General features: G+C 37.3%; 17 protein-coding genes. 9 read left to right on the forward strand and 8 right to left on the reverse strand.

Features of this window, described 5'->3' with window-relative positions; all coding sequences use genetic code 11:
* Positions 1–8: 8 nt before the first annotated feature.
* From WD048_11785 to WD048_11800, 4 genes are all read right to left on the reverse strand, one after another.
* Positions 9–1,340 (reverse strand): SGNH/GDSL hydrolase family protein, encoded by a 1,332-nt coding sequence (locus WD048_11785; GenBank protein ID MEX0812888.1) that lies wholly within the window; start codon positions 1,338–1,340, stop codon positions 9–11.
* Entirely contained in the window at positions 1,337–2,692 is a 1,356-nt protein-coding gene (locus WD048_11790) for a hypothetical protein (GenBank protein MEX0812889.1), read from the reverse strand. Before WD048_11790 ends, WD048_11785 begins: the two co-directional genes overlap by 4 nt.
* 262 nt (positions 2,693–2,954) lie before the next feature.
* Positions 2,955–4,262 (reverse strand): hypothetical protein, encoded by a 1,308-nt coding sequence (locus WD048_11795; protein ID MEX0812890.1) that lies wholly within the window; start codon positions 4,260–4,262, stop codon positions 2,955–2,957.
* 70 nt (positions 4,263–4,332) lie between these two features.
* Positions 4,333–5,079, reverse strand: a complete 747-nt coding sequence (locus WD048_11800) for an aspartyl/asparaginyl beta-hydroxylase domain-containing protein (protein ID MEX0812891.1) — start codon at positions 5,077–5,079, stop codon at positions 4,333–4,335.
* A gap of 331 nt (positions 5,080–5,410) precedes the next feature.
* Here WD048_11800 and WD048_11805 point away from each other — a divergent pair, with 331 nt between their 5' ends.
* The 4 genes from WD048_11805 to WD048_11820 are packed head-to-tail and all read left to right on the forward strand — an operon-like array spanning position 5,411 to position 9,926.
* Complete coding sequence (locus WD048_11805) at positions 5,411–6,253, forward strand: carbon-nitrogen hydrolase family protein (GenBank protein ID MEX0812892.1); 843 nt, start codon at positions 5,411–5,413, stop codon at positions 6,251–6,253.
* Positions 6,250–7,446 carry an N-acetyl sugar amidotransferase gene (locus tag WD048_11810; GenBank protein MEX0812893.1) on the forward strand — a complete coding sequence of 399 codons (1,197 nt, stop codon included), beginning with the start codon at positions 6,250–6,252 and terminating at the stop codon, positions 7,444–7,446. The genes WD048_11805 and WD048_11810 overlap by 4 nt, the downstream gene beginning before the upstream one ends.
* On the forward strand, positions 7,436–9,076 hold the full coding sequence (locus WD048_11815; protein ID MEX0812894.1) for a carbamoyltransferase C-terminal domain-containing protein: 1,641 nt from the start codon (positions 7,436–7,438) through the stop codon (positions 9,074–9,076). The genes WD048_11810 and WD048_11815 overlap by 11 nt, the downstream gene beginning before the upstream one ends.
* Before the next feature lie 4 nt (positions 9,077–9,080).
* The gene (locus WD048_11820; GenBank protein ID MEX0812895.1) at positions 9,081–9,926 is read left to right on the forward strand and encodes a phytanoyl-CoA dioxygenase family protein; all 846 of its coding nucleotides are present in this window, start codon (positions 9,081–9,083) and stop codon (positions 9,924–9,926) included.
* A gap of 29 nt (positions 9,927–9,955) precedes the next feature.
* Here WD048_11820 and WD048_11825 read toward each other — a convergent pair whose 3' ends face one another.
* Positions 9,956–10,639 carry a glycosyltransferase family 2 protein gene (locus tag WD048_11825; GenBank protein ID MEX0812896.1) on the reverse strand — a complete coding sequence of 228 codons (684 nt, stop codon included), beginning with the start codon at positions 10,637–10,639 and terminating at the stop codon, positions 9,956–9,958.
* Positions 10,636–11,655, reverse strand: coding sequence for a Gfo/Idh/MocA family oxidoreductase (locus tag WD048_11830; GenBank protein ID MEX0812897.1), 1,020 nt, complete (start codon positions 11,653–11,655; stop codon positions 10,636–10,638). The genes WD048_11825 and WD048_11830 overlap by 4 nt, the downstream gene beginning before the upstream one ends.
* A gap of 280 nt (positions 11,656–11,935) precedes the next feature.
* On the opposite strand from WD048_11830, the gene WD048_11835 reads away from it, so the two are divergent.
* From WD048_11835 to WD048_11850, 4 genes are read left to right on the forward strand one after another with little or no spacing between them, the layout of a single operon-like run.
* Positions 11,936–12,856, forward strand: a complete 921-nt coding sequence (locus WD048_11835; protein ID MEX0812898.1) for a methyltransferase domain-containing protein — start codon at positions 11,936–11,938, stop codon at positions 12,854–12,856.
* Complete coding sequence (locus WD048_11840; GenBank protein MEX0812899.1) at positions 12,853–14,013, forward strand: UbiA family prenyltransferase; 1,161 nt, start codon at positions 12,853–12,855, stop codon at positions 14,011–14,013. The genes WD048_11835 and WD048_11840 overlap by 4 nt, the downstream gene beginning before the upstream one ends.
* Before the next feature lie 4 nt (positions 14,014–14,017).
* Entirely contained in the window at positions 14,018–16,003 is a 1,986-nt protein-coding gene (locus WD048_11845) for a glycosyltransferase (protein MEX0812900.1), read from the forward strand.
* 26 nt (positions 16,004–16,029) lie between these two features.
* Entirely contained in the window at positions 16,030–17,604 is a 1,575-nt protein-coding gene (locus WD048_11850) for a twitch domain-containing radical SAM protein (protein ID MEX0812901.1), read from the forward strand.
* On the opposite strand, the gene WD048_11855 is transcribed toward WD048_11850, so the two are convergent.
* Both WD048_11855 and WD048_11860 read right to left on the reverse strand, forming a co-directional pair.
* Positions 17,598–19,061 (reverse strand): radical SAM protein, encoded by a 1,464-nt coding sequence (locus WD048_11855; protein ID MEX0812902.1) that lies wholly within the window; start codon positions 19,059–19,061, stop codon positions 17,598–17,600. The genes WD048_11850 and WD048_11855 overlap by 7 nt on opposite strands.
* Before the next feature lie 45 nt (positions 19,062–19,106).
* The gene (locus WD048_11860; GenBank protein MEX0812903.1) at positions 19,107–20,618 is read right to left on the reverse strand and encodes a radical SAM protein; all 1,512 of its coding nucleotides are present in this window, start codon (positions 20,616–20,618) and stop codon (positions 19,107–19,109) included.
* Between the two features lie 484 nt (positions 20,619–21,102).
* On the opposite strand from WD048_11860, the gene WD048_11865 reads away from it, so the two are divergent.
* On the forward strand, positions 21,103–22,392 hold the full coding sequence (locus WD048_11865; protein ID MEX0812904.1) for a twitch domain-containing radical SAM protein: 1,290 nt from the start codon (positions 21,103–21,105) through the stop codon (positions 22,390–22,392).
* Positions 22,393–22,418 lie beyond the last annotated feature (26 nt).

A 22,418-nucleotide genomic window follows, 5' to 3' on the forward strand; every position in this document is an offset into this window, starting at 1 on the left:
ACAAGAAATTACTTTTCAGATTGAATATACTGCATTTGGATCAGACTGTCCAAAAAATCAGCATATTTCAGGGCACCTGGGTTAGAAAAATGGAAATCATCCCCGGCTATATAGTCGGATGGATTTAAATTTTCCGGGTAATAATATTTGTTGTTAGAGAAAACTATTTGAAGAATAGAATCTTCAACAATTGTATTTTTGTTAATTAGCACCTCTTTTGAAGGGACTACAGTATTCAATAAATCTGTTTTATTGGTTTTGCAAACATTCATTATGTCGCTGATGTACTTTGATGTAAGCTGGGCTTTTTGTGATTTGGATACATTGTAGTGCAATTGATTGTAGTTGTTTAGTACAGGATGCTCGACCCAATTATTTTTGTGTAAAATGCCCCATATAATTGTGAGGATACTGGATTTAGAAGAGATATAGTTGAAGGTATTCGTTTCAGGTATACTTACAAGCGAAAGGTAATAGGAATAAGCTTCTTGAGGATTCAGGTACTTTCCTTCAGGGCTGCTTTGAAAAAAACCGGCATTGGTCATGTGTTCATGCGGCTCATCTTTGTTTGCCTCTCTTGGGAATGGCATCAGATCATTTCCGGGGTAGAAGTTTAAAATTACAAGGTCAGGTTTTAGGAGGGGGACATATTTTTTAGCTACCGCAGCATATTGCGCAGGGTCGACACCGGAAATCCCTGTATTGTAGATAATATACCCACGCGATAGCAGAATGTCTGCATAGCTGTTGAAAAATGGATAAGCCGACATGCCATAGGCAAATGAATCGCCCAGGAGTAAAATTCTAATGGCTTTTTCAGCCGTGGTATCAAAGGCTATACTTCTAAAACCTTCTCTGTTAAAGGGCTTGTACACATATTGGCCGATCAGTCTTTCCCAATTGTTATCGCCCTGCTTCTTTTTTAGTAATTTTTCGGCCAATTGCGGGAAAGGGGTTTTCCATTCATCACTATTTAATTGCTCTTTGTGATATTTACTGGAAATCTCTTTTCCTTCTATCTTTAATTGCAATAATTTGAACTCACTGTAAATATTATTTATACCATCCATAGGGTCAATACCCATGTCGATCATTTCCCGCTTTGTAAATTGAGGGTTATTGTCAAATTCAATTCTGAGAGAATCCGTTACATAAGATGAAAATTTATAAATACCGTATTCGTCAGTTTGATAATTTTTAAAAGTATAAAGCGAATCTACAGTGTTGAAATTATCGTAATTTGTAAAAATCCCGGGCTTATGTCCAATTACACGCAAAATAACCTCTGAAAAGATTAATACAATTAGTATAATAAAAATAAAAAACAATATGTTTTTCATTGTTTAACTGTATTATTTGGTTTAATGTAAGTTCGCTGTTTCGCTGAAATGTGTTCTTTTATCAGAGAATCAAGGTAATTGGCATATTTTAAAGAGCCCTTGTTGTTGAAATGACCGCCTTCATAATCAGTTGTATTGATCAGGTCATTGGGATAATAAAAAGGCAGATCCCCAAATAAAGCTGATAAAACATCTTTTTTCAAAGGTTTGTAGTTGATATGGTGACCAAAAATTCTGGGGTAGAACTTTTTGGGTATAATAACATTGAGCAATGTGCTTGAATTTGACTCACAAACTTTGTGAATTTCTGAAATATATTTGTTGGTGATTTTTGCCTTTTCGATGTCTGATTTACCAAAATTGACTTCATTGTATGCCGTAAGCTCTTTGTGCTCAACTAAATTAAAAAAATGCAAAACTCCCCAAACAGTACTTAATAATGCGGATTTTGAGCAGATATGGTTGAATAGGTTTCCTTCGGTATTTGGGATTTTAATCATATTCACATAAAATTGATAAGCTTCCTCCGCTGACAGATATTTACCTGTAGGCATGCTTTCCAAAAAACCTACATTGGTATAATGTTCATGAGGTTTGTTTTTTGCAGTTTCTCTTTCAAAGGCCATAAAATCGTTGTCCCTAAAAAAATTTAAAATTACAATATCGGGTTTGAGCAAAGGCACGTATTTTTTGGATACTGCTGCATATTGTGCTGGATCGGTTCCGGGAATACCGGTATTATATACAATATATCTTCTTGAAAGTAAAATATCTGAAAAACAGTTGAATATAGGGTTGGCAGACATTCCGTATACATAAGAATCTCCGAGTAGAAGGATTTTTGGCCTCTCTGTTTGTGATGTGTCAAAAGGTATACTTCGAAAGCCTTCTAGATTATATGGATAATTTAAATATTCTGAAAATAATTTTGACCATATTTTATGCGGATAAATATTATCAAATTCACTTTTTGCAGATTTTGGAAATTCCGTGTTCCAATTCGATGTGTCATCTTCATTGGAAATACCGTAAAAGACACTATTTCCCAGGAGTACTTGTTTTTTAATATGCCTGAAAACTTTATATGTATTACTAAAACCTTCAGTCATATATTGACTATCATACTCTGTATTTGTTGAGTTGTTATAACTACTTATTATTTGTGGGTTGAACTTGTATATTCCTTGATCATCAGTTATATAAAGATCATAAAGTATGAGTGAATCGACTAGCTCAAAGTCTTTGTATGATTTTACAAATCCAGGTTTATACCCTGAATATCGCAAAAGCAATTCACTCAGAACTACTACTATGACAAACAAATACAGAAAGACAAGTAGATTTTTTTTCATCTGTTTAAATTTTTCCGCAAGCTCTAAAAATGCAGAAAAATTTCTGCACACATGCCTGCCCGACCAAATGGCCATGCAGGCGGGGAATCGCTACACTCTCACATGAATTTTTTTAGTCATTCTCAAGTGTGAAGTTTTGATTAAAAAAATTCATGTTCGTTTCATTAATTAATATAGCTTGATTATTTTTCCATGGAGACAAATGGTAAAAAATAAATTAGTTTAAATCCGTTGGAAATTCAAAAAGAAAACTTTTATATAGCTAATTTAAGTTTTCAGTTGCTGTATTTAATGATAGATGTTGTTTAATCAATGAGTCTAAATAATTCGCATATCTTAAGGAACCTTTATTGTTGAAATGGCTGCCTGAATAATCGCTGTTTGTAAACAAAGCCTCAGGATAATAGTATTTTTTTTTACTGAATAGTTTGTCTAAAACTTTTTCACTTAAAGAAGTATATCCCAAATAATACCCGAAAATATTGATGTAGTTCTTTTCAGGTATTACAATATTGATTAAAGGTGTGTTCGTTTCATTGCAAACTTTTTGAATCCCAGAAACATATGGTGCTGTAATTATTGATTTTTCATATTTAGTACTATTTAAATTAAGCTCCGTGTACCTTGTGTGTTCATTATGGTCAACAATATCAAGCTCATATAAAAGCCCCCATAAAAGACTGAGTATAACCGATTTGGAGCATATTTTATTAAAGGTATTCTTTTCAGTATCAGGAATTGATACAATGGAGCGGTAATAGTTATAGGCTTCCTCAGGGTTTAAGTATTCCCCTTTCGGATAGCTAAAAATAAACCCTGCATTTGTGTGATGTTCATGGGTTCTTCCTGAAGCAACTTTTCTGCTAAATGGCATCAGGTCATTCCCCTGGTAAAAGTTTAAAATTACAATATCCGGATTTAGCAACGGAATGTATTTTTTAGCCACAGCAGCATATTGTGCAGGATCAGTTCCTGAAATCCCGGTATTATATACAATATAACCCCTTGCCAAAAGGATGTCAGAAAAACTATTGAAATAAGGTTCGGCAGACATGCCATATACGAAGGAATCCCCTAATAACAATACCTTTGGCCTGTTACTTTTGACAGTGTCAAATGGAATACTTCTGAAACCATCCCTATTGAAAGGTTTTTCAAGGTATGTAAGTATTAGTTCTGACCAATTGCTTCTTGATTCAGCAGGAGAATGATACAAATGTTTAACTGTGATTGGAAATTCCGTATCCCAATTATGAGTATCCTTTGTTTTGGTGTTATTAAGTCGATCCTTGTTTTTGCTTTGAAATACTTGCATTCTCAACTGACCAAATTGCTGATAAATTTCTTTAATGTCTTCATGGCCCCATTTCAGGGTTTCACCTAATTCAGAGTGTTCCATTTCATTTGCCGAGATGTTGAAATATTTGCTTAGGGAATCGCTTATAAGTCGGTTGAATTTATATATGCCACTCTCATCTGTGACGTATGTGTTGTAGGTGATAAGTGTATCGACTTTTTCAAATCCTTTGTAAACTTTAAATATGCCTGGTTCGTAATTATTTGAACGCAATATAATTTCCGATAAAATTATTATAATAAACAATATAATAAAAGGAAATAAAAACTTTCTATTCATTGATTCAGGGAAGCTTCAATTTTCGCTGTAAGGGCAAATATATAAACCAAAGCACCGCTATGATTTTATGAAATGCGTGCATTAGAAAAGAAGGTAGCTTTTTGAAAAAAGAGACTTGTTCATCAACCCACTTAATACTAAGTGCCGAAAGGCATTGAGCACAAACCCATAGTTTGTTATCTGCAAATTCGTCTCGCACTACATCAAAGACCAAAACAAAACGCCTTTTATCTGAATTGTTCCAAACATAATGCCTGTGCGCATCACTGAAAAGAACTACTTTACCGTTTTCCCAAGCTCTTTCCTGTTCCCCTACATGAATTCCCATTTCGGGAAGTTTTCCCGGAATTTCTATACCAAGATGTCCTCTTATAGTTGTATTTGTTTCTCCAATATGAGGCAAGATTTTTGACCCGGGTTCCAAAACAGTAAACTCAGCAAATGTAAGGTTGGGTATTGATTTTAACAGTTTGTAGGTTTCGGGAAACCTTTCGCAGTTTTTGTGATATTTCCACATGAAGTTGTAGAAATAAATATTTTTCCAGGCATCGGGGCTGGAAAGATAAGGCGGATTAGTGCTACTTAGTGAAATAGATTCTTTACCATCAATAATCCCCAACATTTCTTTGCGAATAATTTGCCAGTTATCCTCTAATGTTTTTGCCCAGGGAAATTTTTCTTTATCAAAAAAATAAGGTTCTGAGCCCTTGTATTGATCCTCTTCGGTTAAAAAATATACTGCTTTTGTCATTTGTGGAGATTACTTAAGTTATATGCTCAAATGGATAAGCATTGTATAAATTTAAAAGGTGCACAGCTAAGGTACAAAAAAACAGAATTAATTTCACCTTAAAAATAGAACTGAAAAAGGATTTGAAACTGCATATATTGTTATGTGGTTAATATTTAATTTTATATTGGTGCTTTTAAGCTTTGATCAAAAAAAATCATCTAAGAACAACCTATACTTATTTATGTGAATTTGATAAAAAATCTATTCGAATTGATGAAATAATGTTTTATAAACAACAAGTTCCTTGTTATCTTGCAGAATAAATTTCAGGTATTATTTGTAAAATAAAATGAAGCACATTAAAATAGGTATGGCGCAGCTACTGATAGAAGGTTGTGAGCCGGAACGCAATTTTGAAAGAGCAGAAAAATTAATTAAAAGAGCCAAAGAATCCAACTGCAACTTAGTACTATTGCCCGAAACCATAGATTTTGCATGGACACATCCTGCTGGCTTAAATGAAGCTCAAACAATCCCTGGAACTTATAGCACTATTTTTTGTGAATTTGCCGCCAACTATAAAATCTGGATATGTGTAGGTTTGACAGAAAAAACAGATAAGGGTAATTACAACTCCGCTTTATTAATAGACGATTCTGGAAAAATCATAGGGAAGCACAGGAAGATTAATCTACTGACAGTTGAATTTCCTTATTATGAAGTAGGGCAGAAACTGGAAGTTTTTGACACCCCTTTTGGAAAAATCGGCCTCAATATTTGTGCTGATAATTATTTTGATGCAATTGATATTGGACATACACTTGCCAGAATGGGGGCGCAATTAATTTTAGCTCCTTCTTCCTGGACAGTTGAACATTCTATCACTGAAGAGAAAGATCCATACAAAGACAAATGGATACGCCCATTAAGTATTCTGGCTCAAACACATAATCTCGTAATGGTAAGCGCTACAAGTGTGGGGTATATTGTTGGAGGGCCTTATGAAGGTAAAAAAATGGTGGGATGCTCGCTTTGCATTGCTAAAGAAGGTATTATTGCACAAGGTATGTTTAATGAGTTTGCTGGAGATTTGGTTTTGGCAGAATTTGAAATGCCTAAAAGAACAAGAAAGGGTGTCGAAATAGGAAAGATGCTTAAAAATGAAGGCTTGAAATTTGATAGTAATTTATGAGTAATAAAGTAATTGTCAATGGAATTGAAAAAGACATTCCATATCAGCGTTGTACAAAGTGTATCAGTGATAGCACTTGTCCGGGAATAAGTTTTGATAGTGAGGGCGTATGTAGTTATTGCCATCTGCACTATAAATGGGAGAAAATGTATCCCAATGATGAAAGCGGACAGGCCATTTGGGAAAAGACACTGAAAAAAATCAAAGCGGACGGCAAGGGGAAAAAATATGATTGTGTAGTAGGAATCAGTGGAGGCAGAGACAGTACCTATGTGTTGCACCTGGTAGTAAAAAAATATGGCCTACGTCCATTGGCCGTTCATTTTAATGATGGCTTTGACAATCCGGTGGGAGGGGAGAACATGATCAACATTACCCGCAAGCTGGGTGTGGAATTGCGTACCATAACCAGTGACTGGAGAGAGGCTAAAGATTTAAAAAAATCTTTTCTTAAAGCCTCGGTTCCTGAAATGAATGAAGGAACTGATGTGGGCATTGCCGGATCATGTTATGGCGTGGCTTATAAGGAAGGCATAAAACACATGATTTATGGGCAATCTTTTCGTACCGAAGGGATCAAACCTATGAGTTGGGCATATATGGTTGGTGATTATGTTAGAGATGTTCAAAATAAATTTGGCACTGTTAAACTGCGCGAATGGAAACCCGAAGACCCAAATTATCACCTGGGCTGGAAAGAGCTTTTTTATTACAGTATTATAAAAGGCATAAAAGCGTATTCTCCGCTTTACTATGAAAATTATGTACGCAAAGAAGCTGAGAAAATTATTATAAGTGAATATGATTGGGTGTATCCCGGTGCACATTATTATGATGATCTGTATTGGTCGCTAATCACTTATGTGCATCGCGTAAAATTCAACATTGATTTTCGACTGAATGCCTACAGTGCATTGATACGCGATGGACAGATGGATAGGGAAAAGGCTTTGGAAGCAGTGAAAAAACCTTATGTAATGGAGGATCCACGTATTATTGACCTCTGCTTGAAAAGGTTGGCGATCTCACGTGAAGAATTTGAAGAGTGGCTGGCTCTTCCTCCAAAAACTTTTAAGGATTATAACACCGGCTACAAATGGATGCAACTGATGCGTCCTGCGCTTAAAATGGTGACGAAAATGGGCTTTATGCCTGAGATCGTTTACGACAAATATTTTTTGTGTGGCGAATAGTAATAAATATATTTTAGGAATCAATGGCGGAGTGCGTCCGGGCTATCAGGATATTTCAGCCGTGTTGATGCAAAATGGAAAGGTGATAGCTGCTGTAGAGGAAGAACGGCTTACAAGAATTAAGCATTTAGCAGGGCAGCTGCCTATTCAGTCTGTAAAAGAAGTGTTCCGAATTGCGGGTATAAGCATAGAAGACATATCGGTAGTAGCTTTTCACGGCAGCACCTGGGGGAAACAAATTGATCAGGTACTGGAAAAGCATTTTCAAACCTATTTTGGACATGTACCTGAAATCAGGCGATACCACCACCACGATTGTCATGTAGCAAGCACTTTTTACCCCTCAGGATATGATAAGGCCCTGGTGATTTCCGTAGATGGTTCTGGTGATGGCGTGAGTACCCAAATTTCCATAGGAGAGGGCAGAGAGCTAAAACTGCTCAAACGCTATGAAAGGCCACAAAGCCTGGGTATGTATTATTCAATGATCACACAGCTTTGTGGTTTTACCCGCGATGCTGATGAATACAAACTCATGGGTCTGGCAGCTTATGGGGATCCTTCAAAATATCAATTGAATGAAATTCTTCAAATTACCGATAATGGATATCATTTCAATGAAGAATTTATGGTGCAAATTGAAGCTGGGCAGGCTTCTCCAAGCCGATATGAAATGCTTTTTGGCAAAAAATTGATTCAATTTACGGGGCTGGAAAGAAGGCATAAAAAATACATTGCACAGGAATACAAAGACCTGGCAGCTGCGGCACAATTGCAATTGGAAAAAGCACTTGTTTCCCTTGTGAAAAATGCTGTGCAGGAAACAGGGATAAAAAAAGTATGTATGGCTGGCGGTGTAGCGCTCAATTGCCTGGCCAACCAAAAAATCGAAGCTTTGGATGAGGTCGAGGAGCTTTTTATTCAACCGGCTTCCAATGATGCCGGTATTTCTTTGGGTGCTGCCATGTTGGCTTCAAAAAACATTGGCGATGATGATTTTGAAAAGCAAAGCCATACTTTTTACGGTACAGCAATTGATCAGGAAGAAATTGATGAAGTGCTGAACCGCTGCAATCTGAATTTTGAAAAAAGTGATGATTTTATAGAAATGGCAGCGGAAGCACTTGCCAATCAAAAGGTTTTAGGTTGGTTCCAGGGTAAAATGGAATTTGGCCCCCGGGCTTTGGGCAACAGAAGCATATTGGCAGATCCCGCAGTAGAGGACATTCAGAAAACCGTAAATCAAAAAGTAAAATTCAGGGAAGGGTTCAGGCCTTTTGGTGCCAGTGTGCTGGAAGAAGATTTTCAAAAGTATTTTGAAGCACCATGTACTGATGCGCCCTATATGACCAAGGTTTTTGGCGTAAAAAAAGAATACCAAAAGCTGTTGAAAGGGGTTACACATGTGGATGGCACATGTAGAGTTCAAACAGTCAGGCAAGATCAAAACCCGGTTTATTATAATTTGTTAAATTTGTTTAAGGCAAAAAGCGGACATGGGGTGTTGCTCAATACAAGTTTTAATCTGAGTCATGAACCGATAGTTTTTAGCCCCAGGGATGCTTTAGCTAGTTTTTATGCCAGTGGTCTGGATGAATTGTATATTGGCAGTTGTATCGTTAAAAAATAGGCTTATGCCATTTACACCAATCTTTAAATCAGAAATAAGTAACAATGCATTGAAAGAAAAGGGCTATGCTGTTGTTCCTTATTTAAAGGAAGTTGAAATCAAAGAACTAAGTGATTTTTTCTATCAGAATCATCCGAATTTACCAGAAGGCATGTATGCTTCCTCACATGCCAAAGATTTTGCTTTTCGTCAAAAAATGAATGATAAAATTCAATCTGTTTGTAAACGAGCAGCAGCAGAAAATTTTCAGGAAGCGAAAGTACTTGGTGCCACTTTTATGGTGAAAAGCAAAGGAGAAAACGGAGCCTTACAGCCACATCAGGATTGGAATATTGTGGATGAAAAGCAATTTAATTCCTACAATATATGGTTGCCGCTGGTAGATGTAGATGAGGACAATGGTACACTTTTGATATTGCCAGATAGCCATCAATGGTTCAAAAATATTCGAGGGCAAAATATTCCATCTTCTTATGAGAATGTAACAGATGAAGTGTGGAAATATTTACGACCAATAAAAATGAAAGCCGGTGAAGCTTTGATTTATGATCATCGCCTTCTACATGCATCGGGCATCAATAGGAATGATCAACCGAGGTTGGTGATTGTAAGTGGTTTGATTCCTGAGGCTGCAGAAATGCGCTATTATTATGGCAGGGAAAATAATATTGAGGAATATGCCTGTACTCCGGAGTTTTATTTTAATGAAAATATAAATGAAGGCCCTAAGGGCTTGAAATTGATTCAAAGTTTTCCCGATAGAAACCCCACAGTTTCTTTACTGGAATTGCATAATGTTTATGAACCTAAAATATCTTTTCTGCAAAGATTGAAAGGTTATTTTAAATGAAAGAAGAGCAGGAATAGAGGCTTTTCAACTTACCTAAAATGAATCGCCCAAAATAACTCAATGGTTTCAGGAATGACTTTAATAAGAATGTTAAAACTTCCTCCTTTTGCATCACCGTATTCTCTATCGAGGTACTTTGATGGAATTTCTATTGGTAATATACCTTTTTTGAATAAACGGGCACAGATTTCACTTTCTACCAATGAGCTTTTTAATTTAGGATCTACTGTATCGATTTGATCTTTACGATATATTTTAATCCAATTTACATCCCTTAAGTAGATGCCCAATATATGTTGGTTGTACAATCGATTGAGCCAGGTCAAAATTCTCCTGTATAAATTATAATTGGTTTTTGGTCTGTAAAATGAATAATAAGTATTGTTTGTAAATGGCTTGACTTCTCTTAGTTCTTCTAGATCAAATTGCCCGTCACCCGGAATGGCACAGATATATTCCTTTTGTGCTGCTTTATAGCCACTTAATAGGGCCATGCCTATGCCCAGGTTTTTGGAGTGGTGAATGGTCTTTATTGACTCGTGGCTTTCACTTAATCCATCAATTATATCTGCTGTTCCATCTACACTGCCATCATTTACTACTAATATTTCGTAAGATGATGATATTGAAGGGATTATTTTTAAAGCATTATTTATTACATTCCGAATGTTTCCAGATTCATTGTAGCAGAATATGATCAATGAAATATTCAATGCAACGGAATTAAATCACTATTCGAATTTAATGAGATTTCTGCTTTTTCAAGTACATTAATGATCTCAAGTGCATTTTCCCCACTGGATAATGGCGGGTTTCCAGTATGAATAGATTTCACAAAAGCATCCATTACATTTTTAAGAGGTTCTGTAAGCTCGTATTTAGGAATAGTTGCATTTCCCAATCTGTAATCTATAAGTTTACTTTCTTTACTGTCACTGTGCTTAATTTGATTTTTGTAATCATAGATCACCAATTTGTGTGTAGGTTCTATATCATCGTAAACGATTAACTTCCTTTCCCCACCAATCAACATTTTTCGGATTTTAACCGGTGAGGCCCAGGAAGTATTAATTTGTACAAGCATCCCCGATTTGTATTTTAAGAATAAATAAGCCAGATCTTCAAATCCCTGTGCAGGATGAACCCTGCCAATTGCTCTGACTGCAAGGGGTTTTTCATCAATTAAGTAATTAATTATTGATAGATCATGGCAGGCAAGGTCCCACAGTACATTGGTATCATTTTGGTAAATACCCAGGTTGATCCTTGTGGAATCAATATAATTCATTTGACCCAATTGTTGCTCTGTGACAAATTCCTTTAGCTTAATTACTACCGGATTGTACATAAAAACATGGTCAACCATTATGATTTTTTCTTTGGCCTTTGCAAGCTTACACAGTTCTTGAGCTTCTTTTACAGAAGTCACAAATGGTTTTTCTACCAATACATGCTTTCCGTGTTCGAGCACTGCCTTAGCTATTTGATAATGGCTTGATGTAGGTGTCGCAATTACAAAGGCATCAATTTTTTCATTGAGCAGAAAGTCTTTGTAATCTGCACTAGTAATAAGCGTAGGGTAGGTTTTGAGTGCAAGTTTTATAGCAGACTCATTTTGATCACAAAGATATGTTTGATGAATATCAGGATGTTGAACCAGATTCCTGAGGAGGTTTTTTCCCCAATAACCATATCCAATAAGTGCAACATTTAATTTTTTATGCGGCATAATTTTGATGCTAAAATTTTATTGTTTGGATGACAATGATAAAATTAAATTTCTGTAAAATAAAAGAATTGCCCGGGCACTGGGATAGCTTAATATTATAGAATAAGATTTGCCCTGTCGGTATAAATTTAGGGAAAGATAATTTTAACTAAGTTCACAATCAAGTTTTCAAAAGCATAAATTTAGACTGATATTTTTAGTCTGCTAAAACCACAATTAAACAAAGTCTTTTTTGATGCACATTCCTTTTTAATGTAGTTTAGCGATTATATTCACTGATATGGAGTTGTACCTACTTTTAGGCATTGTTTTTATTGAGTTTCTGATTATTATCTGGCTTTTAATGGTGAAGCGGAAAGCTTTTGTGCACAAGCCAAAATCAAAAAACACACCTGATTCTGTCGGGAAATATTACGACAGTACGACCGATAAATTTTTAGAGGTTTATGGAGAGATTATCCAGGCATTTCGCACCAAAAATGTGGAAGAATACCTGGATTACACCATAAAGAGTGCTCAAATTGGAAATGGCATGAAAGTATTGGATGCCGGCTGTGGTGTGGGAGGGCCGGCAGTTTATTTTGCCCAAAAAATGGATCGCTTGCAAATTGATGCCTGTACTATTTCGAATGTGCAGGTCGAAAAAGCAAAATCAAAGGTTGAGGAAAAGGGAGTGGGAGGACGAGTGCGTGTGGCTTTGGGCGATTATCACAAAGTGGACCAATTGTTTGAAACCGGGAAATACGACCGGGTATATTTTCTTGAGTCTTTTGGCCATTCCAACGACAAAACCAAACTGGTAAACGCTGTATGGGAAGTATTAAAACCTGGTGGAATGATCTATATCAAAGATCTTTTCAGAAGGGAAACCGAAGATGAGTGGGAACAATTGTACATCAACCGGATATGTGAGCAGATCAATGAAGCATATCACTATCAAATAGCAGATTTAAATCCTGTTTTGGATGCTATTCGCAGAAAAGGGTATATCCTACACTTTGTGAAAATACCCGAAGTGGAAAGGGGCGCATTTGAAAACCTGACGATCTCCAATGATTTCCAGAATTTGTTTGACATTGGTAAGATAGAATCCTGGGAGGATTATGTTTTTCCAATAGACTTTTTTGAAATATTGGCGGAAAAACCAAAATACACACCTGAAGAAGAAATGCACTTGTATTTCCTGAATCGCAAAAAATGAGTTTTGCAAGCAAAATAAGGCAATTGAACAGTATCAGCAGGGCAGGGGACTGGCGACTGAGCTTTATTCCCTTCATTATAGGCTGTGTTTACCTTTGGTTGTATTATTTTGATATTGCGTTCTCGGGGGACGCCTTGCTGCTTTTTATACTTTCATTGATAACGAGTTTTGGCTTTGCAGCTTTGGGCTATTTTATCAATGAGTTTTTCGATAAGGAATCTGACCGAAAGGCGGGAAAAATCAACAAACTGGCCTTTCTAAAACCTCAATACCAGTACCTGATTTTTCTGGCGGCACTATCAATGACGCTTTTACCCTGGATCAAATTACCGGCAAACCACTTTTCATGGAATTTGATCGCATTGGAGCTTTTGCTGTTTTTAATTTATTCATTGCCTTTTCCCCGGCTAAAGGAAATACCCCTGGTTTCCAATATTATTGATGCTGCCTATGCTTATGTCATCCCATTGGTTCTTGCCTTCCACACCTATGGACTTTATGCAGGTAAATCATTTGATCCCTTTATTTTGGTTTTTGCAGTGCCGGTTTTTTTTATAGGCTTCAGGAATATTTTTATCCACCAGGTCAATGATGTTTTTAAAGACCGCAGATCAGAAATACGGACATTGCCCATCGTGCTGGGAGTTGCCCAAAGCAATTATTTTTTGAAAATTCTTTTGCTATTGGAGTTTTCAGGAGTTGTGGTTTTTAGCGTGCTTCTTTCCCTGATAAATCCACTGTTTTGGTTTTGGCTGGCATTTTATGGGGTTTTCTTTATTTACAGGTTTTTAAGGTTGCTTCCTGCTTTTTTTACAGTGTATTTTCCCATTGACAAAGCCCGGCACCTGGGTGATGTATTGTATCAAATTTGGTTTCCTTTGTTTATGCTTGCTTTTTTGCTCAATAGTGATTGGCGCTGGTTTTTTATTATTCCTGTCCACTTCCTGATACTTACGCCACACTATATTTTTAAACCAATATTACAGTTCTGCAAAAAGGCCTATTATACAGTGGTAGTGTTGGTATCGGTACATTTTCGGCATTTAATCAGTATGTGTGTCAATTATCCCATATACTATATGTTCCTGCTCTTTGGTGTAAATTTGATCCGTGAAAAAAAATCTGCGATGGAGTATTTAAAAGAAAAATGGAGTTAGGTGAATGAATAAGTTTGTATTTGTAGTATGTGGGGCAAGAGAGCATATTGATACGCTCAATTATTCTTTGGAGGCATTGCGGAAGTATGCGCAATCAGAAATTATTGTACTGACTGATTCCAGGCGAAACGATATTGCCATTGAGCATGAAAATATTGTGGATGTTCCTACACCCGATTATTTAGACCATCACCAGGCAAGTATTTATTTGAAAACATCCATTCACCGGCATTTATCCAAAGGCCATAAATATTGCTATCTCGATACAGATGTGGTGGCTTTAAGCAGTGATATTGAGCAAATTTTTGAGCAATATATTCCCCCCATTATTTTCGCCAAAGACCATTGCAGTATTGATAAGTTTAGTCCTGCGGCTGTGCACTGCGGTTGCATTGAGCAGTTTGCTGCCTGGGAAAAAGAACTCAAGGGACTGTTCAAAAAATACAAACACCTGGAAAGGCAAGTGGAAGATCCTGAGAAAAAACAAAGGCTGGAGCAAAAGTTGGAAGACATCAAGAAAGATAAATTGATGTACAAATGGATTACTTTTCGCTTTTGGCTTTCCCCGAATAAATTCAATTTAGACAATGAGTTTTTTCTCGATAAAAAAGGAGAAGTCTGGGTAGATAAAAACGACAATGCAGTGCTTTATGAAAATGAAGACAGCGCAATAACACGCATTGAAGCAGAAACAGAATACCGCTGCAATATCGAAAAAGGCCATTTGTGGACCATTCACGGCAAGGAGGTATTTGATTGTAAATGCGATCACCTCAGGCAGCAAATCAATCAAACATTTGGGATTGAAATCAAAGAAAATACCTGGCATCACTGGAATGGGGGCGTTTTTCTGTTTGATGAAAAGAGCCATGATTTTTTAGAGGCCTGGCACAAGAAAACCATGCAGATCTTTGAACTGGATGAATGGAAAACCAGGGATCAGGGGACTTTGATTGCTACTGTGCATGAATTTGCTTTAGACAAGCACCCCAACTTAAGCCCGGAATTCAATCTTATTGCAGATTATGAACACGATCAAATTGAATACCTTGGAAATTTGACCTTCAGATTGCTTGATCAGGAAAAAACGGTAAAGCCCAATTTTATTCATGTGTATCACCATTGGGGCGATGACAAATGGGAGGTTTGGCAGGATATTGAAAAACATACCGGGATTTATTTAAATCCTGAGCGCAATTATTTCAATGCCCTGTGGATTGGAGAGTCACTAAGTAAATTAGAGCTACTTACCATTTACTCTTTTCTGGAGAAAGGACATACTTTCAGGCTTTGGGTTTATGACCAATTAAAAACCCCTCTTCCCGATGGAGTGATTTTGGAAGACGCCCGGCAGATTATCCCCGAATCACAAGTTTTTTCCTATAAAAATGCCAATAAGTACGGTCATGGAAAAGGCAGTTATGCAGGATTCTCCGATATTTTCCGCTACAAATTGCTCTATGAAAGAGGTGGCTGGTGGGTGGATATGGACTTGACCTGCCTGAAAGAAATTTATACCGAAAAAGCTTATTTTTTCAGACCCCATCACGAATTGCTGATGGTGGGCAATATTATGAAATGTCCCAAAGGCAGTGAGTTGATGAAGCAATGTTATGATGAAGCCATTGAGCAGGTAGATGAAAACAATACCGATTGGCACAAACCCATTCAGATATTGAATGACAATATCGAAAAGCTTCATCTGCAAAAATACATTTCAAAGAAAGTAAGCAACCACGATAAATGGGAAGAAACCAGCAAATACATCTGGACAGATGCCAAATTGCCAGAAGATTGCTTGTTTATCCATTGGCAAAATGAAGAATGGCGCTTTAAGAATGTGAGCAAAACGGATTTTTATTATCGCTCAGCTTTGGCTAAATTATTGGAAAGTTATGCTTTGCTTGAAATTCCTAATGACAAGTGGCGTTTGTTCAAAAATGATTTCAAATATCACCGATGGATCAGAAAGCTGAATGGAAAAGTTTAGCTTAGTGTTGGAATACCATGAAAACTATGCAATTGTCCCAAAAAGTACTGAAAGATTATGCAGCTTCCCGAAGTGGAACACATAAGTCTATTGTGTGTCATGCTCCTTTTGTGAGCCTTAATTTTGAGCAAAATGGCAATGTTCGTGCCTGTTGCTACAATTTCAAACACATACTGGGTACTTGGCCGCAAGATAGTATTAAGGACATATGGAGAGGAGAGAAGGCTGAAGAACTGCGGGATTACATCAAAAACAATGAACTGGGAGGTGGATGTAGTGAGTGCGGGAACATGATCCAATCTGGAAATCATGCGGGTGTTCGCGCAAAATTTTATGATGAATATGCACCAGCGGGTATTTCTTCTGCGGTGAAATATTTGCGGCACAATTTGACAGGTGGCATTGGCTATCCAAAAGTGATGGAGTTTGAGTTGAGTAATAAGTGTAACCTGGAATGTGTGATGTGCAACGGTTACTTTTCCTCATCGATAAGGAAAAATCGCGAGAAGCTTCCTCCACTCGAATCACCTTATAATGACGCCTTTGTGGATGAGCTCAATGAATTTATTCCCCACCTGACTGATGCCAAATTCTTGGGCGGAGAACCCTTTATGATTGATATTTACCTAAAAATATGGGAAAGAATTCGAGAATTGAATCCCAATATGCGCATACATATTACCACCAACGGCACTTTTTTAACGGAAAGGGTGAAGAAATTGCTTGATGGCTTACGTGCCGGAATTATTATTTCAACAGATTCAGTCAGCAGGGAAACCTATAATAAAATCCGCATCAATGGTCAATTTGACAAAGTGATGCAGAATATTGAATACTTCAGGGAATATGCAAAGCGGAAAAATACCTTTATTTCAATGGCGATTTGTCCGATTACACACAATTGGCATGAGCTGCCCGAAATGCTGGATTTTTGCCTGGATAAAAATATTTCCTTGTATTTCAATGCTGTTTTCACCCCGGTTGAATTGTCCCTGCGCGAACAACCGCTTGAAAAACAGGAAGAGATCATCGCTTTCTTGAAAAAACATCCTGCCCCACCTTTGAAAGGGAGTTCTCGATTGCCGAGAAACTTGAGCATAAGGGCCTACAATGATTTTATCAAGCAGCTTGAAGGATGGATTGCAGAAAGAAAGACATTGTTGAAAGACAAAGAAGAAAAATTGTCGAATATTAAAGCAAAACCAGCAAATACTGAAAATATTGAAATTCCTGAGTGGTCGGTTGAGGCTGTTTACAAAACCATTTTAGCACTGGTGGAAATGGAAAAAACCGGTTACTTTGAAAAGGAACACGAGCGGCAGGTACAATTGGCCAATCTCCTGAAAAGCAGTCCTGAAAACCAATTGTCAAATACGCTTTTGCAATTTGTAAAAGCTTATCGCGATTATGAAAATATTGAGCGTGACCCTGCTATTGAAGCCAAGATCGAAAACATTGCAGAAGCTTTGAATAAAGCAGCTGAGCACAAAGAAAAGGTATTGCAGCAAATGGCTTACGCACCGCCATTTACCATTGCTGAAGTATTTATGAACAAGAGCCTGTCAGAATTGCAAATGGATCTGCAGAAATTCGATCATTGACCGGCTGCATTTTTTTGCAAAAACCAATTTTCGAAATCCTCTACCAGGCTGTTGACACTTTTACTTTCGAGTTTTGTGTATAAATCACCCGTTGGGGATTCAAGGATTAGGGTATAAAAATCAACCTCACCATTGCGATCTTTCAATACTTCATTGATGTGGTTTAATTTTTCATCAATCAGCGTTAATTTCTGTTTCTTTTGTTCTTCGCCTTCGTTGAAATGGGTATAAATAAAATTATTAAGTTTCTTCATTACCGCTGATTTTGCATCAACAGGAGCGGGATTGCTTTCTTTTATTTTTTCAATTTTCTCCCTTTCTTCCGCCTCTTTCCACCAGTTTTTAATTTGCACATTTACCAGGTTGTCATATAGGCCAATATTGTAAGTTGTTATAGAAGAATAATTGTATTCCGATTCGAATTCTACTTTGCTCAGCGTCTCATATACTTCCTTGAGCTCATTTGCCGGCAATGCCCATATGGACCAGTCAGCGGGGCGGTGAATGGTATTGAACCAAAGATTGAGATTGTGTTTGTTTACAAATCTTACAAATTCGGGCATTTCATGCCAATTGTTGCGCATAGGATTCACCATGATGCACATGGTGCGGTTGTTGGTTTTGGTATATTCCCTAAAATGCTCAAAATTTTCCATCACCCGCTTAAATTGTGCATTTACACGAACTTCCTCGTATATATCGGCAGTAAGTGAATCCAGCGAAAGGTTGATATGGATATTCAAGCGATTGAGCCAGGATTTTACTTTGTTGTTGTAGATGGTACCATTGGTGGCAATCACAATTTTCAAACCCGGATTTAACTTTTCGATTTTCTCAAAAAGCGTATAAACCAGGGGAATCAAAAAAGGCTCCCCTCCATTGAATCTGATTTCTTCAAGATGCGGAATGAACTCTTCCAGTTGATCGGCAAATTTATCATCATAGGGACTTTCTAATGGCGGAAGGTTTTCCCGATTCTTGCGAATGGAAGAAGAGAGTTCGCCAATACACATCACACATTCCAGGTTGCAGGTATTGGCCACTTCCAGCTCCATCATAGTTGGGTATTCCTTAATTTTATTGATGTCGTATGCACGCGCTAAAACAGAAGTGTGGTTGCCTGTTTGAAGGTTTTTCAGGCATACATTGCATTTGTGAGTAAGGTCGTAGTTTTTGAGTTTATTTCGAAGGGTCTGAAATTTCTCGCCAAACCATATTTCACGAACTGATTTTTCAGGATAGGAGTCAGGATCTAAAAAAGTCAACCAACAGGGCGCGCAATCGCCATGCACATTGAAGTACATGTTTGAAAAAGGAGCATGACAGATATGTGTGGAATTAGGCTTCTTACGTGCAGCATTGTATTCAGCCACAGTTTTTGCCGGCAATCCCGGTCCTGACTGTTTTCGTGCAGTACTGTTTATTTTGCTTAAAAGGTTTACAATTTGTTCTTTCATATATTGATATCCTTATCAATCAATGTGCTAATTATTCAATAGAATTTATTCTTCAAAAACCACTTTTGGTATACTAACTTTGGCAAATTCCCTGAGTTCTTCAATGCTTTTGCTTTTGAGAGTATCAAGTGTTTCCCTGACATCGGCTTTCAGGGTCATGCCAATGATTTTTCTTTGGCTTTCTTCATCGAATGTTGCTATGGTTTGATCTAATTTTCCAATTAATTCGTCCAGGTTATAGTCTGCAGCATCTGACATAGTAACCAATTCAGCCTTGCATTTATCGATCAGCATTTTTCTGTTTACATCTGGATCAACAGAGATGTTTTCAATTTCCTCTTTTAGTTTTTTATCATCTTCAGCTTGCCAGTCCGGGGCAAATTCATAATCACCATATCGTTTTTCCCCACTGTTTTTAAGGTAAGCATCCAAATAGGTTTTGTAATCCTGAAAACAGCGGTTGTTGTGTTTTTCTTTGGGTGTACCGGTAGGGAAAGTGAATTTATCCATCCATTCCCTGATTTTCGCAATTTCATCATGTGGTAGTTCGAGTATTGAAAACTGAATGGGATTTTCAAGATAGCTGATATAGGCAAAAGCATCGATACTATTGCACAATTCGATGTGAGCGGGCAATTGGTCCCAGTTGTCTTTTTGAATGGTGAAACTTAGCGAAAGGTGTTTGTTTTTCCTTCGGCAAATTTCATTGAACTTGTTGATGTTTTCCAGCAGTGTCTCCTTCTCAACATTCTTGCGGATTTTTTCCAGCTTACCTTTGTCAAGTGCATCAATGGAAATGGCTACATCAAAATTGAGCTCGTTCATAAGGCGCTCTATATTTTTATTCCATAGCGTACCATTGGTAATTACAAAAAGCTCAAGTTCTGGATTCAGTTTCTGGATTTTATCCCAGATTTTATAGTACAGCGGAATCATAAAGGGTTCACCACCATAGAACTTGGCTTCTTTTAGGGTGGGAATATATTCCTCGAGCTGTTCAACAAAGGCATCGTCATAAGGGCAGGGGATAGGAGGCAGTTTGTCCCGGTTTTTTCTGATACTGGAAGAAACTTCCCCATTGCACATCTGGCATTCCAGGTTGCATTTATTGTCTATTTCAAATTCAAATACGCGTGGATGGTCGCCATTGGTGTGTTTGTAGTATTTATCAAAAACCAGGGGTCTTAGATTTGTGAATTTTCCTTTGTCAAAGAAAAATTTGCAGTGGCGGCAGCCATACTCCAGGTCGTTGTTGCGCATGTGTCTGCGCAGCTTTTGGGCTTTTTGGCCTTCCCAAATTTCTTTTATGCTATTTTCGGGATATTTTCCCAAAACCACATCCCTGTTGTAGGAACAGACATAAACATCGCCACTGAAGGAGAATGTAAGGCTGTTGAAGGGCAGGTAGCAAAATATCTGCTTGGCACCATCGGGTCTGAATTTGTTGAATTTAGAATATTGCTTTCTATCTAATGGTTGAAACCCAGCATCAATGGCTTTTTGGTGGTTTTTGCCTTCGTTGATCTTTGTTTTTATATCCTCGATGAGGTTGTACATGAATTTTGCTTTGACTAACTAATTTAATAAAATTTATGCTGTCAGCTTTGCAGAATATTAAATTGCAAAAACCAATTTCCTGTTCCCCGAAAATACAATCTTAAACCAAAGGAATGAATATTTCCAGCTTATTTTCGATAAGAAACAGCTTCTTTTAGGGTTTGTTACAAGCCCTTATGTCAAATTTTATATTTTTTGATGGCCCGGTTTTAAAATCTGACAATAAAATTGCAACAGGCTTTTTATTATTTTTACTCGATAATCGAGATTTAAATGCTCCGAGGTTTACCTCGTAATCAATGTGTTTTTTCCAAATGAATGCCTCGTGGGTTTGCCCCTAGGTGGTTTAATTGTAAAGAATTAACAACAAAAAGCCAATTAAATAATTCATAAGCCGGAAATTCCTGCTTTCAATTGTTATTCAGGCAGAATTGAACTATATATGCAAAGGCAAGCACAGTGTTGCCAAGTTTAATAATTACAAATGAATGTATCAGAATTAGTAAGGAAAATTTATTCCAGGGCTTTTGCCTCAAAGAGCAAATTGCTCAGGGAATCAGATGTATTCTGTATGGCTCCCTGGATACAATTGCATGCGCAGACCAATGGTAAGGCCGCCCCCTGTTGTATGTCTGCCGTACACAATGGGAATGAAATCAGTGATTTGAGGGAAAACCCCGATCTGGCTGATGCCTGGAATTCTAAAAACATGAAGCAGTTGCGGCTCAACATGCTCAAAGGCAAAAAAAGCACAATCTGCAAGCACTGTTATGACTACGAAAAACTTGAAAAATTCAGTGAGCGTAAGCAGTATAATAAAGATTACAAAAGTTATTACTCAAGGGTAATGCATACCAATGAGGATGGGAGCGTGGATGATAAAACAGTGCCTTTGATCGATATCAGGTTCAGCAACAAATGCAATTATAAATGCAGGATTTGCGACAGTGCATACAGTAATCTCTGGTATGAAGAGGAAAAGAAAATCGGAAAACCTACTGCTATTCCTACAGCAAAGGAAATGAAAGTGGCTTTTGATGAAGAAACTTTTTGGAAGTCGTATCAAAAGTTGCTGCCTGGTGTAAAACGCTTGCACTTTGCAGGAGGTGAGCCACTGATTATGGAGGAACATTACAAGGCACTGGATTACCTGATCTCTATTGACAAAACGGATGTCACGCTTAGTTACAATACCAATTTCTCTACCCTTAAATACAAGCAATACGATGTAGTGGAAATGTGGAATGCTTTTGATAAAGTGGATGTATGGGCCAGCCTGGATGATATGGGAACAAAAGGGGATTACCAACGAAAGGGACAGCGCTGGAAAAAAATTGAGGATAACATCAGGACCATACAGGAGAAATGCCCTAATGTGCTTTTTGGGGTGAATGTAACTGTGAGCATGTTGAATGTATTAAGTGTGCCTGATTTTTACAAATACATGGTTGAAAATAATTTTGTAGCACCTGAAAGAATGAATTTGTATTTGTTGTTCGATCCGGATTATTACAATATTACCAATCTAACGCCTGCCCTAAAGGATAAAGTTAGAACCAAGTACAAAGCTTTTGATGAGGAATACCTCAGCACCATTGAGAACAATGCCAATATCCGCAATCATATGAATGCCATATTGAATTTTATGGATTCGGGTGAGGGGGAGAAACAAGAGGAGTTCAGGCACTGGATAATAGAAGTGGATAAGTTGAGAAATGAAAACTTTGAAGAGGTTTTTCCCGAGCTTAATGAAATGTTAACTTATTCTAAGTAAATAACTTCGGGGCAAGCCTTCGAGGC

The sequence above is a fragment of the Chitinophagales bacterium genome (assembly GCA_040877935.1).
Lineage (GTDB): Bacteria > Bacteroidota > Bacteroidia > Chitinophagales > CAIOSU01 > JBBDNB01.